The organism is Streptomyces sp. NPDC004609, assembly GCF_042873655.1.
GTDB lineage: Bacteria > Actinomycetota > Actinomycetes > Streptomycetales > Streptomycetaceae > Streptomyces.
This window is the reverse complement of record NZ_JBIALS010000014.1, coordinates 1-16,686: the sequence shown is the minus strand read 5'-3', so window position 1 is coordinate 16,686 and position 16,686 is coordinate 1. Positions and strand designations below refer to the sequence as shown.

The 16,686-nt window shown below is 72.8% G+C and carries 11 protein-coding genes; 7 read left to right on the top strand and 4 right to left on the bottom strand.

The window, feature by feature from the left end; all coding sequences use genetic code 11:
• Nucleotides 1-625: 625 nt before the first annotated feature.
• Both ACFYT4_RS15955 and ACFYT4_RS15950 read right to left on the bottom strand, forming a co-directional pair.
• On the bottom strand, nucleotides 626-1,102 hold the full coding sequence (locus ACFYT4_RS15955) for an NUDIX domain-containing protein (protein WP_389268708.1): 477 nt from the start codon (nucleotides 1,100-1,102) through the stop codon (nucleotides 626-628).
• 45 nt (nucleotides 1,103-1,147) lie between these two features.
• Nucleotides 1,148-2,095 (bottom strand): beta-ketoacyl-ACP synthase III, encoded by a 948-nt coding sequence (locus ACFYT4_RS15950; RefSeq protein WP_389268706.1) that lies wholly within the window; start codon nucleotides 2,093-2,095, stop codon nucleotides 1,148-1,150.
• Nucleotides 2,096-2,533: 438 nt separating this feature from the next.
• Here ACFYT4_RS15950 and fdhD point away from each other — a divergent pair, with 438 nt between their 5' ends.
• Nucleotides 2,534-3,373, top strand: coding sequence for a formate dehydrogenase accessory sulfurtransferase FdhD (gene fdhD / locus ACFYT4_RS15945; protein WP_389268704.1), 840 nt, complete (start codon nucleotides 2,534-2,536; stop codon nucleotides 3,371-3,373).
• 20 nt (nucleotides 3,374-3,393) lie between these two features.
• Here fdhD and ACFYT4_RS15940 read toward each other — a convergent pair whose 3' ends face one another.
• Together ACFYT4_RS15940 and ACFYT4_RS15935 are read right to left on the bottom strand one after the other, a co-directional pair.
• Nucleotides 3,394-5,301 (bottom strand): LamG-like jellyroll fold domain-containing protein, encoded by a 1,908-nt coding sequence (locus ACFYT4_RS15940; RefSeq protein WP_389268702.1) that lies wholly within the window; start codon nucleotides 5,299-5,301, stop codon nucleotides 3,394-3,396.
• Nucleotides 5,302-5,644: 343 nt separating this feature from the next.
• Nucleotides 5,645-6,745 (bottom strand): bile acid:sodium symporter family protein, encoded by a 1,101-nt coding sequence (locus ACFYT4_RS15935; RefSeq protein WP_389268700.1) that lies wholly within the window; start codon nucleotides 6,743-6,745, stop codon nucleotides 5,645-5,647.
• 298 nt (nucleotides 6,746-7,043) lie between these two features.
• Between ACFYT4_RS15935 and ACFYT4_RS15930 the strand changes: the two genes are divergently transcribed.
• The 6 genes from ACFYT4_RS15930 (at nucleotide 7,044) to ACFYT4_RS15905 (ending at nucleotide 16,569) form a co-directional block, all read left to right on the top strand.
• Nucleotides 7,044-7,931 carry a LysR substrate-binding domain-containing protein gene (locus tag ACFYT4_RS15930; RefSeq protein WP_389268698.1) on the top strand — a complete coding sequence of 296 codons (888 nt, stop codon included), beginning with the start codon at nucleotides 7,044-7,046 and terminating at the stop codon, nucleotides 7,929-7,931.
• A gap of 348 nt (nucleotides 7,932-8,279) precedes the next feature.
• Nucleotides 8,280-10,103, top strand: coding sequence for an AMP-dependent synthetase/ligase (locus tag ACFYT4_RS15925; protein WP_389268696.1), 1,824 nt, complete (start codon nucleotides 8,280-8,282; stop codon nucleotides 10,101-10,103).
• Between the two features lie 123 nt (nucleotides 10,104-10,226).
• Nucleotides 10,227-11,489, top strand: a complete 1,263-nt coding sequence (locus ACFYT4_RS15920; RefSeq protein ID WP_389268694.1) for an ABC transporter substrate-binding protein — start codon at nucleotides 10,227-10,229, stop codon at nucleotides 11,487-11,489.
• 13 nt (nucleotides 11,490-11,502) lie between these two features.
• Complete coding sequence (locus tag ACFYT4_RS15915) at nucleotides 11,503-14,514, top strand: ATP-binding cassette domain-containing protein (RefSeq protein WP_389268692.1); 3,012 nt, start codon at nucleotides 11,503-11,505, stop codon at nucleotides 14,512-14,514.
• Nucleotides 14,511-15,281 (top strand): ABC transporter ATP-binding protein, encoded by a 771-nt coding sequence (locus ACFYT4_RS15910; protein WP_389268690.1) that lies wholly within the window; start codon nucleotides 14,511-14,513, stop codon nucleotides 15,279-15,281. Before ACFYT4_RS15915 ends, ACFYT4_RS15910 begins: the two co-directional genes overlap by 4 nt.
• Before the next feature lie 454 nt (nucleotides 15,282-15,735).
• Nucleotides 15,736-16,569, top strand: coding sequence for an aldo/keto reductase (locus tag ACFYT4_RS15905; RefSeq protein WP_389268688.1), 834 nt, complete (start codon nucleotides 15,736-15,738; stop codon nucleotides 16,567-16,569).
• The last annotated feature ends 117 nt before the right edge of the window (nucleotides 16,570-16,686 follow it).

The following is a 16,686-nucleotide window of genomic DNA, read 5'->3' as shown; positions in this document are numbered from 1 at the left end:
TCCGTGCGCAGGTGTCCGTCCGCGCGGGCCGCCGCAGCGGTGGTCCCGGCGCGGTTCCCATCACGCGTGTGCCTTCCACGCGCTCGCATCCGCGAAGACATCGGGCGCCGGCGTGCAGCGGCGGGCGCGGTGCCCGCGCCCGGGCATCGTGGGGCCGGACCGACCCGTCCCCGGCCCAGCGAGCCCGCACGCCCCGCGGTATCCGGGCCCACACGGTCCGCACACGGCCGGCCCGTGCACAGGTCCCCGCCCCCGCGTGCCGCCACGCGGGTCACGCCGTGCCCGGGTGCCGTGCGCTCGCGTCCGCGAACAGACCGGCGACGGCGAGCCCGGGCGGGCATGCTGCCCTCACACCGTCTGCCCGGCCCGGCGGACGGTGTGCGCGTCCAGGCGTACGGACCGGAGGGGCAAGCCAGCTCCCGGACGCGGCGGCGGATGGGGCCCGGGCCGGCGTGGGTAGGTCCTCTTTCCCCGACGATCCGGCGGGAGTCCCGGGCCCGTCGGCCGGGCCCGGGAGGGCAGGCCCGCGCGCCGGTCGGGCCGGAGCCGTCGGCGACTCGCGCGGCGGCGGACGGCGCCCGGTGTACGTGACCCGTGCGCCGGGACAGGCGGCCGGGCCCCGGGCTCAGGGGTGGTCCGTCCGCAGGAGGTCCTCCAGCCGGTCGAGGAAGACCAGCTGGGCCTCCACCAGCTTCCCGCGTGCGACCGTCACCCCGGCCCACTCGGCGCGGTCGATCTCCGGGAACTCCTGGACGCGGCCCGAGCGCGGCGGCCACTCCATGGTGAAGGTGCCGGGCACCACCAGGGCGGTGTCGAGGTCGCCCTCCAGCGCCCAGAGCGTCACGGTCTTCCCGCTCGACTGCCGGTTCTCCCCCAGGGGCAGCCACTCGCCTTCGGGTGGCGCGAGCCCCAGCTCCTCCTCGAACTCCCGCCGTGCCGCCGCCATGGGCTCCTCGTCGGGTGTGTACTCACCCTTCGGGAACGACCAGGCCCGCTCGTCCCTGCGCGCCCAGATCGGGCCGCCCATATGGCCGATGAGCACCTCGGTCCCGGTGCCCCGGCCGCGGAACAGGAGCAGGCCCGCACTTCGCTTCGCCACCATGCCGTCAGTGTGCCGGGCGACGGCGGCGGTGGGCCGACGAACCGCTCAGGGGCAGCGGACGATCTGGCCCGCGTACGAGAGATTGCCGCCGAACCCGAACAGCAGCACCGGGTCGCCCTTCTTGATCTCCCCGCGCTCGACCAGCTTGGCGAACGCCATCGGGATCGACGCGGCGGAGGTGTTGCCGGAGTCGACGACATCGCGGGCGACGACCGCGTTCACCGCGCCGATCCGCTGGGCGACGGGCTCGATGATCCGCAGGTTCGCCTGGTGGAGGACGACGGCCGCCAGGTCCTCGGGCGCCACGCCGCCGCGTTCGCAGACGCGACGGGCGATGGGCGGGAGCTGGGTGGTGGCCCAGCGGTAGACGGTCTGGCCCTCCTGGGCGAAGCGCGGCGGGGTGCCCTCGATCCGTACGGCGTGCCCCATCTCGGGAACCGATCCCCACAGCACCGGCCCGATCCCCGGCTCCTCGCCCTCCCCGACCGCCTCGACGACCGCCGCGCCCGCGCCGTCGCCGGTGAGGACACAGGTGGTGCGGTCGGTCCAGTCGGTGATGGCCGTCATCTTGTCCGCGCCGATCACGAGGGCCCGTTCGGCGGATCCGGCGCGTACGGCGTGGTCGGCGGTGGCAAGCGCGTGCGTGAACCCGGCGCAGACCACGTTCAGGTCCATCACCGCGGGCGAGCCCATGCCCAGGCGGGCCGCGACCCGGGCCGCCGTGTTCGGGGAGCGGTCGACGGCGGTGGAGGTGGCGACCAGCACCAGGTCGATGTCCTGGGGGGTGAGCCCCGCCGCGGCGAGCGCCTTCGCCGCCGCGTGGGCGGCCAGCTCGTCGACCGGTTCGTCGTCCGCCGCCTTGTGCCTGGTGCGAATACCGACGCGGGTACGGATCCACTCGTCGCTCGTGTCGACGAGGGCCGCGAGATCCTCATTGGTGAGCACGGTGGCGGGCTGGTAGTGCCCCAGCGCGGCGATACGCGAACCGATCATGGACGGGGTCCCCTTCTGCGGACATTCGAAGGCCCCAGTCTTGGCCGCTACCACCTGGTACGGCGACAGGTGACCCGACAGGATTCGGACCCTGTTTTCTGTAGGGGACGCTACCAGGGCCGTTCGCGCTTCCCGCCGATGGCGATCCGGAGCGCCCCGAGGGCCGCGCAGAGCCGCGGGAAGCCCGGCGCCGTCCGGGAGCCGGCGGATCACCTGAAGCACCGCGGCCGGATGGCCGCGACGGGCCGCGCTCTCGATGACCTGCCGCAGGGCACGGACCTCGTCCGAGCCTCCGCACGCGACACCAGCGGGCCACGATCCGGTGTCACGGTGACCGGCCGCCCCTCGCCCCGTACGGCCGGTACAGGACAATGAACGGCGTCGGGGTCAGTCAGCAGCACGTGTGCAGACACCTGCACGAGATCGGAACGGATCACCATGGGACGGGTCACCGAGCGCCGCCGCACCATTCGGATCAGGGACGGCGCGGTCTCGGCCCGCCCGGACACGCTGGTGGCGGAGGAGCCACTGGAGATCCGGCTCAACGGCAGGCCCCTGGCGATCACCATGCGCACCCCGGGCGACGACTTCGCACTCGCGACGGGTTTCCTGGTCAGCGAGGGCGTGATCGCGACGGCGGACGACGTGCGGACGATCGCGTACTGCGCCGGGGCGACCGCGGAGGGGGTGAACACGTACAACGTGGTGAACGTGAGTCTCGCCCCGGGGGTCCCGCTCCCGGACTTCAGTCTGGAGCGGAACGTCTACACCACCTCCTCGTGCGGTCTGTGCGGCAAGGCCAGCCTGGACGCCGTACGGACGACCGCGCGGTTCCCGATCGCCGACACTCCCCCGGTCCGCCTCGAACCCGCGCTGCTCGCGACGCTCCCGGACCGGCTGCGGGAGGCCCAGCGGGTCTTCGACCGGACCGGGGGGCTCCACGCGGCCGCCCTCTTCTCCGAGGAGGGCCGCATGCTGGACGTCCGCGAGGACGTGGGCCGCCACAACGCCGTGGACAAACTGATCGGGCGGGCGGTGCGCGACGGCGGGCTGCCGCTCTCGCGCGCGGTGCTGCTGGTGTCCGGGCGGGCCTCCTTCGAACTGGCGCAGAAGGCGGTGATGGCGGGAATCCCGGTCCTGGCCGCGGTCTCCGCGCCGTCCTCGCTCGCCGTCGACCTGGCCGCCGAGACGGGACTGACGCTGATCGGCTTTCTGCGGGGTCCGAACATGAACGTGTACGCGGGAGAGCACCGCCTCGCCCTGGGCACGGAGGTCTGAGACCCCCGTGCCCGGGTGGGTCACGCGTTCATGAAGTGGTGTACGGGCAGGGCGCGTTCCACGATCCGGATGTCGCCCAGCCAGCCGTGCAGCAGCTGGTCGAGAACACCGCCGTACTCGTAGCCGCCGACCAGCCAGGGCAGTCCGACGGTGGTGAGCCCGGTGGTGCGGGTGGCCGGGTTACGGGCCACGGGGCAGCCGTCCACGTACAGCGTGGTGTGGCGGGTGTCGTTGACCACGGCCACGTGCCACCACACGGAGCGCTCCAGCTCATGGCTCCAGCTGGTGATCGTACGGGGCTGGTTGAGCGGCGCGTACGCCCACTGGACCGCCGGCCCGTCGGACAGCGACAGGGTGGCGACCATCTCGTCGAGGTCGCCCTCGGTCTTGCCCGCCGCCTTCAGGGTGCCGCGCCGGCAGATCATCGCCGACCACGCGTGCCGGCTCGCCTGCCAGTCCTCGGGCAGCCGGACGAAGACCTCGATGGTGTAGCCGGACCGGAACGTCTTCGTGTTGAGCGGGGCCTTGTCCGCCGTACGCAGATACGCGCCGCGCAGCGGGGGCTTGCCGCCGTCGAAGTACAGACTGCCGTGGCCCGGCTGGTCGGGGTGGTGGCTGTCGGACCAGCGCAGCGCGTCGGCCGGGCTGCCGGACACGGTCTCCCGCAGCAGGTCGTTCCCGTGCCCGGAGAGGTCCTTGACGCGCAGGGAGGCGTCGGCGGGGCTTCCGTCGGGGCGCGCGCCGCCGGAGCCCGTGCCGTCGAAGCGCCAGTACGCGACGGTGCCGGGCACGAGCAGCTTCGACGCGGGACGGGCGGGGCGGACGGGCGGGGGCGCGAAGCCGGCGAAGCGCTGCTCGAAGTCGACGGGAACGGAGAAGTCGTCCTGGGGGCCGGTCACCTCGATCTCACGGCGCTCCAGTTCGTTGAGGTCGTCCCAGTCGCGGCCGAGGATCCACGGGGAGACGGTCTCGACGTCGATGGTGCCGCGGGCGAGGTCGAAGCGGTAGAGGCGGATCATCGCGCTGCCGCCGTAGTAGCGGTTCTGGTAGTTGGCGATGTGCAGATGGACGTCCCGTCCCGCGTTGTTCTTCACCGTGGTGCGGGCCGCGGGCCAGTAGTGGCCGTTGAGCGTGAGGAAGATCTGGTCGTGGTCGGCGATCAGCTCCTCCCACAGGCGCTTGCCGTGCGAGGAGAAGCGGGCCGGATCGCCGTACTCGTCCGCGTACACGAGATCGTGGGTGGTGAGGATGACCGGGGACTTCGGGTGCCGTGCCATGACCTCCTTCGCCCAGGCGAAGGAGGCGGCGGAGGGGCGCCAGTCGAGCGCGAGCACCAGCCATTCGCGGCCGCCCGCGCGGAACCGGTGGTACGTGTTGTACCCGTCGGGGGACGCGCCGCCGAAGGTGGGCAGCCCCCGCAGCCGCTTCGGCCCGAACGCGTCCAGATACGGGGTGCGCCCGCGGCTGTCGTCGGTCCGCGAGTCGACGTCGTGGTTCCCCGCGACGACGCTGTAGCCGACGCGCCGCCGGTCGAGGATCTCGAAGGCGTCGCTCAGCGGGGCGAATTCCTCCTTGAGCCCGTGCTCGGTCAGGTCGCCGAGGTGGGACAGGAAGACGATGTTCTCCTCCCTGCCGCGGTCGAGGATGTACCGCAGGGACGCCTTGACCGGCTCGTCCTTGATGCTCTCGCCGTCGAAGAGGTACTGGGTGTCCGGCATGACGACCACGGTGAACCGCGGGTTCTCGGGGTCGGGCCGCCAGCCCGCCCCGCCGCCGGGCTTGCGGCCGTCCTGCGGGGTGGCCGCGGCGACGCCCGCGCCGACGGCACCGAGCCCGGCGGCGGCCCCGGTGATCCCGGTGGCACGGAGGAAGGTACGGCGGCTGGCGGCGTTCTGGGGGCCGCTGGGCCGGTGGAGCGGGCTGCACATGGATGTCTCCGCGGACTGTTGTTGTCGGTTCAAACAACTGTCAGCAAACCTCCGCGTGTGTGCGCTCGGGGGCCACGGGGATGACCACCGGACGAACCCTCCGTGAACGCCCCGGACCTGCGCGTTCCGCCCTGCCCGGACACAGCGTTCGGCCCTGCCCCGGCATCCGCGTTCGGTCCTGCCCGCACCTGCGCCCGCAGCCCGTCCCGGGCAGGTCGGGCCCGCCCGGACCCCGCTTCCCCGCCGTCCTGCGCGAGTTGAGCCCGCCCCGCGCCGGCGACCTCGCCCCGTCGGGCGCCCCCGTGGCGTACCCGCACCGGGGGCGCCGCCCGGAACGAGCGCCTCAACTGCGCGCGGCGGCACCCGCCTCCGCGCTCGCCCGCGGCTCGCGGAGCCCACCCGGACCACCGGCGACCGCGGGCTCAGGGGCTTCACCGCGTTCGCCCGGGTCTCCACCGGGTTCGATCGGGTCTTCGCCGGGCTCGTGGGGATCGCGGGCCCGCCGCTTCGCGAGCACCGCACCCACCATCAGCTGGAGCTGGTGAAAGAGCATCAGCGGCAGCACCGCGAGGCTCGCCTCCGCCCCGAAGAGCACCGTCGCCATCGGAAGCCCCGCCGCGAGGCTCTTCTTCGAGCCCGCGAACTGGATCGCGACCCGGTCCGCCCGCCCGAAGCCGAGCCGCTTCGCCCCGTACCAGGTCAGCGTGAGCATCAGCGTGAGGAGTACCACCTCCACCAGGAGCAGCGCGCCCAGCCGCAGCGGAGTGACCCGGCTCCACACCCCCGCGTTCATGCCCGCGCTGAAGGCGGTGTAGACGACCAGCAGGATCGACCCCCGGTCGACGTAACCGAGCACCTGCCTGTGGCGGGTGAGGAAGCCGCCGACCCAGCGCCTCAGCAACTGCCCCGCGAGGAACGGGACCAGCAGTTGCAGCACGATCCGCAGCAGTGAGTCCGGGGAGAAGCCGCCCACGCGGCTTCCCAGCACCAGCGCCGCGAGCAGGGGTGTGAGGACGATCCCGGCGAGACTGGAGAACGACCCCGCGCAGATCGCCGCGGGAACGTTCCCGCGCGCCAGGGAGGTGAAGGCGATCGACGACTGGATCGTCGACGGCACCAGACACAGGAACAGCAGCCCGCTGTACAGCTCCGGGCTGAGCACCCGCGGTTGCAGCACGGCGGCCGCGAGCCCCAGCAGCGGGAAGACCACGAAGGTCGCGGCCAGCACGGTCGTGTGGAGCCGCCAGTGCCGCAGCCCGTCGAGCGCCTCACGTGTGGACAGGCGCGCGCCGTAGAGAAAGAAGAGGAGGGCCACCGCTCCGGTGGACGCGCCGCCCACCACGTCGGCCGCGCGCCCGGTCGCCGGGAGCAGTGCCGCGAGGGCCACCGTGCCCAGCAGCGCGAGTACATAGGCGTCGACCGGCAGCCGGGCCGGCAGACGCACACCCCGGCGCCGCGGCCGGGGGCCGCCGTCGCGGCCGGGTCCCTCGCCGGAACCCGGCCCCGCCCGGCGGGGCGACCGGCCGGACGGCCCGCGCGAGGACCTGCGGGGGGAACCGTTCGAGGAGCTTCGGAACGGTGGACGGGACCTGCGGCGGCTCATGGACTCCCTCGTGGTGCTCGGCGGTCCTGCGGCCGGACCAGGGGTCCGTCCATGCTGCCCCTCCCCCGACTCATCGGGAAAGACATATACCGCTCTCACTGTCATCACGGAATGCGATGACCGGCGTTACGATCGGACGATGTACGACCCCGTTCAGCTGCGGACCTTTCTCGCGGTCGCGCAGACCCTCAGCTTCACCCAGGCCGCCCGCCGGCTCGGTCTGCGCCAGTCGACGGTGAGCCAGCACGTACGGCGGCTGGAGGACGCGACCGGCCGCCGGCTGTTCGCCCGGGACACCCACAGCGTGGACCTCACCGAGGACGGCGAGGCCATGCTCGGCTTCGCCCGGACGATCCTCCGGGCCCATGAGCGCGCGTCCGCGTTCTTCACGGGCGAGCGGCTGCGCGGACGGCTGCGCTTCGGCGCGTCGGAGGACTTCGTGCTGACGCGGCTGCCGGAGATCCTGGAGTCCTTCCGCAACGACCACCCCGAGGTCGACCTGGAACTCACCGTCGAACTCTCGGGCACGCTCCACCAACGGCTGGAGGCCGGCCGGCTCGATCTGGTGCTCGCGAAGCGCAGGGCCTCGGACACCCATGGCGAGCTGGTGTGGCAGTCCGCCCTGACCTGGATCGGGGCCCCTCGGCTGCGGGTGGATCCGGAGCGTCCTCTCCCGCTCATCCTGTTCCCGCCGCCCGGGATCACCCGCGCCCGTGCCCTGGAGGTGCTGGAGGCGGAGGGCCGCGTCTGGCGTATCGCCTGTACGAGTACGAGTCTGAGCGCGCTGATCGCCGCGGCCCGCGCCGGTCTCGGCGTGATGGCCCACGCCCATGGGCTGATCCCGCCCGGCCTGGTCCCCGTCCCGGCCCGCGCCGGGCTGCCCGACCTCGGCACCGTGGACTTCGTCCTGCTGCACGGCCGCCGCGCGGGCGGCCGGAACGCACCGGAGGCGGCACAGGCGCTGGCCTCGGCGATCCTCGCGGGCGGCGACCGGCTGCACCGCGACCCCGGACCGCCGCGACGCTGACCTTCCGCGCGGGTGGCCCGCCCCCGGGGACCGCCGGGTCCCCGGCCCCACTCAGGCGGCATTGACCAGTCCGGGACCGGCCGGATTCGCACGTGCGCCCGGCGGCGCCCGAGGACCGGCACAGCCCGTAAAGCGCGAGTGCGTGCACCGTACAGATTTCGTGGAGATTCCGGCCCGGCCCGCTTACCCGGAGGTCAGAGGTCCGTCCGGCCCTTCCGCATGTGCCCGGATATCTGCGTCTGACCTGTGCTGATGCCATTCGTCCACAGTTCCCGAACGGTCTCCCGCTCTCGCCCGGCGGTGGGGTAGCGTCGCGGCGCTGTGCGGAGCGCCCCAAGGAGCAGGCCATTGCGCGAGTTCACCGTCCCACCGCTGGACGCGCCCCCTCAGGTCGGCGGACTGGCCGATACCGTGTTCGATCATGCCCGCCAGGACCCCGGCCGGGCCGTGCTGAGCCGGGGCGACGCCGCGGGCGGATGGCGGGACGTGACCGCGGCGGAGTTCCGCGACGAGGTGCTCGCGCTGGCCAAGGGCCTGATCTCGCAGGGGGTGCGGTTCGGGGACCGGGTCGCGCTGATGTCCCGTACGCGGTACGAGTGGACGCTCTTCGACTTCGCGATCTGGACGGTCGGCGCCCAGTCCGTCCCCGTATACCCGACCTCGTCGGCCGACCAGGTCCTGTGGATCCTGCACGACTCCGAGGTCACCGCCTGTGTGGTGGAGCACGAGGACCACGCCATGACCGTCGGTTCGGTCGTCGGCCGGCTGCCGTTGCTCAAGCGGCTGTGGCAGCTGGACACGGACGCGGTGGCCCGGCTGGCGGAGTCGGGCGCGCACATCGACGACGAGGTGGTGCACCGGCACCGGCGCGCGGTGACCCCGGACTCGACGGCGACCGTCGTCTACACCTCGGGAACCACCGGCCGCCCCAAGGGCTGTGTCCTCACCCACGCCAACCTCATGTTCGAGACCGACACGCTCGCCGAGCGCTGGGGCCCGGTCTTCCACGCCGGGCCCGGTGAGGAGCCCGCCACGCTGCTCTTCCTGCCGCTGGCGCATGTCTTCGGACGCATGGTGGAGGTGGCGGCGGTCCGCAGCCGGGTCAGACTCGCGCATCAGCCGGACCTGCGGTCGAGCGCGCTGCTCCCGGCGCTCGCGTCGTACCGGCCCACCTTCTTCCTGGCCGTGCCGTACGTCTTCGAGAAGATCTACGGTGCCGCGCGGCGCGGGGCGGAGCGCGAAGGCAGGGCCGGTTCCTTCGACAAGGCCGTCGAGGTGGCCGTGCGGTACGCGGAGGCGCTGGAGCACCGGGCGTTCGGGCTCGGACCGGGGCCGTCGGCCGCGCTGCGGGTGCAGCACCAGTTCTTTGAGCGGGCGGTGTACGGGAAGATCCGCGCGGCGCTGGGCGGCCGGGCGCGGCACGCGATGTCGGGGGGCTCGGCCATGGACCGGCGGCTCGGCCTCTTCTTCGCGGGCGCGGGCGTCACCGTCTTCGAGGGGTACGGGCTGACGGAGACGACGGGCGCGGCCACCGGGAATCCCCCGGAGCGGACGAAGTACGGCACGGTCGGCCATCCGGTCCCGGGGACCGCGGTCCGTATCGCGGACGACGGGGAGGTGTGGCTGCGCGGGCCGCAGGTCTTCTCCGGATATCACGCGGATCCGGAGGCCGGCGCCGCCGCGCTGCGCGGGGGCTGGCTGGCGACCGGCGATCTGGGGGCGCTGGACGACGACGACTATCTGACGATCACCGGGCGGAAGAAGGAGATCCTGGTGACCTCGGGCGGCAAGAGCCTCTCGCCCGTACCGCTGGAGGATCGGGTGCGCTCGCATCCGCTGGTGGCGCAGTGCATCGTGGTCGGCAACGACCGTCCGCACGTCGCGGCGCTGGTCACCGTCGACCAGGAGGCCGTCGACCACTGGCTCGCCATGCGCGGCAAGCCCGCGCCGGCGCCCGCCGAGCTGGTGCGGGACCCGGATCTGGAGCGGGAGATCCGGCGCGCGGTGGTCGCCGCCAACACCCTCGTCTCCCAGGCCGAGTCGATCCGTACGTTCCGGATTCTGGCGCATCCCTTCACCGAGGAACACGGGCTGCTGACCCCGTCGCTGAAGCTCAAGAGGAAGGCGATCGAGGCGGCGTACGCGGCCGAGGTGGCGGCGCTCTACCGCTGAGCCACCGCTGAGCGGACATCGCTCGACGTTACCTGACGGTTCATCAAATAACGCTGCATCAGTTATTGACGACCCGTCAGGTCCAGCACAGAATTCGGACATCCCCGATGGGAGGGATCCACTGTGTTGCGAACCGTCCGCACCCTCGCCGCGGCCACCGCGGCGCTGCTTCTCGCCACCGCCTGCAACTCCGCGTCCACGTCGGGAGAGTCCTCCGGATCGTCCGGGAAGGGCTCCTCCGTACGCGGCGTCACCAAGGACTCCATCAAGGTCGGAGGCATCGTCTCCATGACGACGGCCAGCGGCTACTCCAAGAAGGACACCGACCTCGGCGCGAAGGCGCGCTACGACCGCGCCAACGCGGAAGGCGGGGTCAACGGCCGGAAGATCGACTACCTCGGAGCCGAGGACGACGGTCAGGATCCGGCCAGAAATCTCGCGGCCGCGCGCAAACTGGTCCAGCGGGAGAAGGTGTTCGCGGTCTCCCCGATGAGCTCCGTGACCTTCTCCGCCGGAGACTTCCTCAATCAGCAGAAGGTCCCCACGTTCGGCTGGGGCACGGTCCCGAGTTTCTGCGGGCCCGAGTACATCTACGGCTTCGGCGGCTGCATGGTCCCGATGCCGGGCGGCACCATCACCCAGAGCTGGCCCGAGAGCCTGGCGCAGGTGCTCGGCGGCGCGAAGGGCAAGTCCGTCGCGATCCTCGCCACGGACAACGACGCCGGCACCTTCGCCATCCGCACCTACAAACAGGGCTTCACCGCGGCGGGCTTCGAGGTCGACTTCGCCAAGGCCATCGTCCCCGCCACCTCGCTGCCGAACGACTGGTCCGCGTACACCAAGGAGATCCTGCGCAGCAACGGCGGCAAGGCGCCCGACGCCATCGTCTCCGTGATGCAGACCCCGTACAACATCGGCCTGTTCACCGCGGTGAAGCGGGCCGGGTACAAGGGCGTGATCACCGATCCGACCGACTACGACCCCGGACTGCTGGCCAAGGACGCCACGCGCCAGGCGCTGGACGGGGTGCATGTGCTGCTGTCCTTCGAGCCCTTCGAGTCGGGCACCCCGGCCATGCAGCAGTTCAAGGAGGACATCCGGAAGGCGGCGGGCAAGGACGTACCGCTCAATATGCACATGATGACGGGCTATATGTCCGCCGACCTCTTCCTCTCCATCGCCGAGAAGGCCGGGAAGGACCTGACGGTGGAGAGCTTCCAGAAGGCCGCGAAGGGCTTCTCCGACACCGGGACCATGGTCGGTGACCGGGCGATGCCGAAGGGTCAGCGGGAGTCGTTCGGCTGCGGAGCGCTCGTCCAGCTGAAGAACGGGGCGTACAAGATCTCCTCGCCCTTCAAGTGCTACCAGCCGATCCCCTTCAAGTAAGGGGGCGTCCCTCATGGCGGATCTGCTGGGCTTCGTGCTGAGCGGGCTGGTGTCGGGTGCGCTCTACGCACTGCTGGCGACGGGACTCGTCCTGTCGTACTCGGCGTCCGGGCTGTTCAACTTCGCCCACGGCGCGACCGCGTATCTGTGCGCGCTCGCCTTCTACGAACTGCACTCCGGGTTCGGCTGGCCCGCCGTGCCCACCGCGCTGCTGCTCGTCCTCGTGGTCGCCCCCGGCATCGGCTGGGCACTCGACCGGATGATGTTCCGCAAACTCGCCCGGGTCGGCGAGACCGCGCAGATCGTGGCCACGATCGGTCTGCTGGTCGCGCTCCCCGCGCTGGGTCTGTGGGTGGTGGAACTGCTGGAGCACGCGGGTGCCCCGGTGAAACCCGCGGAGAACCAGTTCGGCCTGCCGGGAGTCGGGCCCAGCCCGGCGACGTCCTGGCAGCCGCTCGACGGGGTCGGCGTGGACTCCGACCAGCTCATCACCTGGGTGACCACGGCGGTGGTCGCGGTCGCGCTGTGGGTGCTGCTGCGGCACACCCGCCTCGGGCTGCGGCTGCGCGCCGCCGTCGACAACCGGGGGCTGGTGGAGCTGCGCGGCATCAGCGCCGACCGGCTCTCCTCCATCGCGTGGATGCTGGCCTCGGGGCTGGCGGGGCTGGCGGGAGTACTCGCCACCCCGCTCCTCGGGCTCTCCGCGCACGACTACACCCTGTTCCTGTTCGTCTCGGCGACGGCCGCGGTGCTCGGGCGGTTCGCCTCGATCCCGCTCGCCTTCGCCGGCGGGCTCGGCCTCGGCGTCCTGCAGAATCTGGTCGCCGGCTACGCGTCCTTCGCGGACCGGATCACCGGGTTCCGTACGGCGGTGCCGTTCCTGATCCTGTTCGGCGGGCTGCTGTTCCTCACCCGCCGCGGCCGGACCGCGGGCATCGCGGCGGCGGACGCCCCGCCGATCGACTATCTGGCGGGCCGGTCGTGGCGGCGCACCTGGGGTCCGTGGGCGGTGGGCGGGCTGCTGCTGGGCCTCTCCTTCTACACCGTCACCACCCCGTTCTGGAGCGGGATCCTCGCCCAGGGGCTCGCGATCTCGCTGGTCTTCATCTCCTTCACCGTGGTGACCGGCCTCGGCGCGATGGTCTCGCTGGCACAGGCGACCTTCGTGACGGGCGCGGCCCTGGTCGCGGGTCTGCTGATGAGCCACGGCTGGCCGTTCGTGGCCGCCGCCGCGATCGGCACCTGTGTGGCGGCGGTGCTGGGCGCGCTGGTGGCCCTGCCCGCGCTGCGCCTGGGCGGCCGTTCCCTCGCCCTCGCCACCCTGGCGCTGGCCTTCCTCGCGGACCAGGTGCTGTTCCAGATGGGCTGGCTGCGGAACGGGGACACCGGGTGGGAGATCCCGCGCCCCGTGTTCGGCCCCGTCGATCTGACGGACGACCGGGCGATGGGGCTGGCGCTCCTGGTCCTGGTCGCGGTGGCCGTGGCCGCCCTGAGCGCGCTGCGCAACTCCCCCTCCGGCCGCGCGATGCTGGCGGTACGGTCCGCTCCCGCGGCGGCGCTCGCCAGCGGGGTGTCGGTGATCCGGACGAAGCTGCTGCTGTTCACGCTCTCGGCGGGGCTCGCGGGCTTCGGGGGCGTGATGTACGCCTCGTACAACACCCGGATCACGGCGACCGACTTCACCGCGATGACGGGCCTGATCTGGCTGGCGGTGGTGGTCGCGGCGGGTCTGCGCCGGCCGCAGTTCGCCGTGGTCGCCGGACTGGTCTTCGCGATCGTGCCGCATCTGCTGTCGGAGTACGTGACCGAGTCCGCGCATCTCCCGGTGATTCTCTTCGGTCTCGCGGGCCTCGCCCTCGCCAACGACCCCGACGGCTACTGCGCGGCCGTGTCCGTACGCCGTCACGCCCGCGCGCTCGCCAAGGGCACGGCGGCACCGGGCGCGGGTGCGCGTACCGGCACCGGCACGGGTGCGGGTATCGGCTCCGGAGCCGGGAAGGAGGCCGGTGCGGGCGCGGCGGCCGGATCCGGAACCGACACGGAAGCCGGTGCGGGCGCCGCGGCCGGAGCCGGCGCGCCGGGTGGGACGGCACCGGTCGTGGTCACCGGTACGGCGGACGGGAAGCCGTCGCCCAACGGAAGCGGGAGCGCGGCCCCCGGCCCGGGGTCCTCCGCCCCGGCCACGGTGCCACAGCCCGTCGGCGCGCCGCCCGGGGAAGGGTCCCGGACGAACGGCTCGGGAGCCGCCCGCGCCAACGGCTCCAAGGGCGCGGACCCGGTACCGGAAGGAGCCGGGCCGGATGCCCGGGTGCCGGCCGGTGCCCCCGTCCTCCGGCTCATCGGCGTGGACGCGGGATACGACACCGCGCCCGTCCTGCACGGTGTCGACCTGGAGCTGCGCCCCGGGGAGATCCTCGCGCTCCTCGGCCCCAACGGGGCCGGGAAGTCGACGATCTGCCGGGTCGCCGCCGGGGTCATCACCCCCACCCGGGGCACCGTGCGGGTCGGAGCGCGGGACGCCACCCGCGACGGCCCGGTGGAACGGGCGCGCGGCGGAGTGCTGCTCGCGCCCGAGGGGCGGGGCATCTTCCCGTCGCTGAGCATCGAGGAGAACCTCACCCTCCAACTGGGGGACGCCGAGGCCAGGGACGCCGTCTACGAGCGGTTCCCCGGGCTCGCCGGCCGGCGCACGGTTCCGGCCGGGTCGCTCTCCGGCGGTGAGCAGCAGATGCTCGCCCTCGCCCCGCTGCTCCAGCGTCCGCCGGAGGTACTGATCGCGGACGAGCCCTCGCTCGGGCTCGCCCCCCGTGTCGTCGAGGAGGTGTTCGGGCTGCTGACCGATCTGCGGGCGCGCGGCACCGCGCTGCTGCTGGTGGAGGAGAAGGCGGCCGAGGTGCTCGGGATCGCGGACACCGTGGCCTATCTCGCCCAGGGCGGTGTCTCCTGGTGCGGCCCGCGCGCCGAGGTGGAGACGGACCGGCTGACCGAGGCGTATCTCGGGATCACGGAAGGGGTCCGGCCATGAGCGGGTATGTGCTGGAGGCGTCCGGTGTGGGGGTGCGGTTCGGCGGGATCCGGGCCCTGGACGGAGTCGGGCTCGGGATCGCGCCCGGCGAGGTCTGCGGGCTCATCGGGCCCAACGGCGCGGGCAAGACGACGTTCTTCGACGTCGTCTCGGGCATCCGGCGGCCGGACGAGGGGCGGGTGCGTCTGAACGGAGTGGACATCACCCGCCGCTCGCCGGTCTGGCGGGCCCGTCACGGCATGCGCCGGACCTTCCAGCGCCAGCAGCTGTTCGGACAGCTCACGGTCGCCGACAATCTGCTGGTGGCGCAGGAGTGGCGCGGCGGCGGCGGAGGGCTCGCGGCGGATCTCGTCGCGTCGCCCACCCGGCGCACGAGGGAGACCGCACGCCGGGCCAGGGCCTCGGCCGTGCTGCGCGACTGCGGTCTCGACGCCCTCGCCGACGGCTACGCGGGTGCCCTGCCCGTGGGCCAGGCCCGCATGGTGGAGCTGGCGCGGGCGCTGGCCGACCCCCCGCGGGTGCTGCTGCTGGACGAGCCCGCCTCGGGGATGTCCGGCGACGAGCGGGCGCGGCTGGCCGCCGTCGTACGCCATCTCGCGGACGAGGAGGGCTGTGCGGTCCTCCTCGTCGAGCACAATGTGGCGTTCGTGATGGAGCTGTGCGCCCGGGTCGTCGTCCTCGATCTGGGCTCGGTGCTGGCGGAGGGCACGGCCGCCGAGGTACGGGCCGACACCAAGGTCGTGGAGGCGTACCTCGGCACCACCTGAGGCACGGCCGTCCCCGTTCGGCCCCGGCGATCGGATCGTGGAGCAGGAACCGTCCGCGTGAGCGGTTCTCCCTGAACCGTTCGAGATCGCCGGGGCCGAACCCGCCGTACGCGGAGTGCGGTGCCACCGGAGGGGTCCTTCACTGAAACGAACGTTCCCTTCAGCGGGATACCCGCCGGAGCGCCGCGGCCCGCGCAGACGGGCGACCGGCATTCGGGTGGACGTTCCCGATGCCCCGGCCGGCGGCATCACGGCCGTACCGCGCCGCCCGGGACGGTGGCGGGAGGCGGCCGGGGGCACACCGCGGCCCTCGTGGGCGCGTCGCGGGAATGCCGTCACCGGGCCGTACGTTTTTCCTGGAACTCCACGGGCCTCCCCGGACTCCGCGGGTTTCCCGGAACTCCGCGAAGGTACGTACGTGAGTGCCCCCCGACGACGTAAGGATCCACCCCTCGTGAGCAAGGTCCCCTCCATCACCCTCAACAACGGCCTCCGGATGCCGCAGCTCGGCTTCGGCGTCTGGCAGGTGCCCGACAGCGAAGCGGCGAAGGCGGTCTCCACGGCGCTGGAGGCCGGGTACCGGAGCATCGACACCGCGGCCGTCTACGACAACGAGGGAGGCACGGGCCGCGCCGTCACCGCCTCCGGAATCCCCCGCGAGGAGCTCTTCGTCACCACGAAGCTCTGGAACGACTCGCAGGGGTACGACAAGGCCCTGCGCGCGTTCGACGCCTCGCTGGAGCGGCTCGGCCTCGACTACGTGGACCTGTATCTGATCCACTGGCCGATGCCGTCCAAGGGCCTGTACACCGACACCTACCGCGCCTTCGAGAAGCTCCTGGCCGAGGGCCGCGCCAAGGCGATCGGCGTCTGCAACTTCCCCGCGGAGCACCTGGAGCGGCTGATCGACGCGTCCTCGGCCGTCCCCGCGGTCAACCAGATCGAGCTGCACCCCCAGCTCCAGCAGCGCGAGCTGCGCGAGATCCACGCCCGGCACGGCGTCACCACCGAGGCGTGGTCGCCGCTGGGCCAGGGCAAGGGGCTGCTGGAGGCCCCGACGGTCATCGCCGTCGCCCGCAAGCACGAGCGCACCCCCGCCCAGGTGGTGCTGCGCTGGCACCTCCAGCTCGGCCATGTGGTGATCCCCAAGTCCGTGACCCCGTCACGGATCCGCGAGAACATCGACGTGTTCGACTTCGAACTGGACGCGGACGACCTGGCGGCCTTCGCCGCGCTGGACGAGGGCAAGCGGCTGGGCCCGGACCCGGCGACGTTCGACTACGTCTGAGCGAGGATCCGCGGGAGGGGGGGGGGGGGGGGGGGGGGGGGGGGGGGGGGGGGGGGGGGGGGGGGCGGCCCCGGCCCCCCCCCCCCCCCCCGCGCGCCCCGCCCCCGCCCCGCCCGC

Excerpts from the sequence above, each read along its gene's own strand:
- ACFYT4_RS15955 (WP_389268708.1), bottom strand. The coding sequence starts at position 1,102 with ATGGTGGCGAAGCGAAGTGCGGGCCTGCTCCTGTTCCGCGGCCGGGGC.
- ACFYT4_RS15950 (WP_389268706.1), bottom strand. The coding sequence starts at position 2,095 with ATGATCGGTTCGCGTATCGCCGCGCTGGGGCACTACCAGCCCGCCACC.
- fdhD (WP_389268704.1), top strand. The coding sequence starts at position 2,534 with ATGGGACGGGTCACCGAGCGCCGCCGCACCATTCGGATCAGGGACGGC.
- ACFYT4_RS15940 (WP_389268702.1), bottom strand. The coding sequence starts at position 5,301 with ATGTGCAGCCCGCTCCACCGGCCCAGCGGCCCCCAGAACGCCGCCAGC.
- ACFYT4_RS15930 (WP_389268698.1), top strand. The coding sequence starts at position 7,044 with ATGTACGACCCCGTTCAGCTGCGGACCTTTCTCGCGGTCGCGCAGACC.
- ACFYT4_RS15915 (WP_389268692.1), top strand. The coding sequence starts at position 11,503 with ATGGCGGATCTGCTGGGCTTCGTGCTGAGCGGGCTGGTGTCGGGTGCG.
- ACFYT4_RS15910 (WP_389268690.1), top strand. The coding sequence starts at position 14,511 with ATGAGCGGGTATGTGCTGGAGGCGTCCGGTGTGGGGGTGCGGTTCGGC.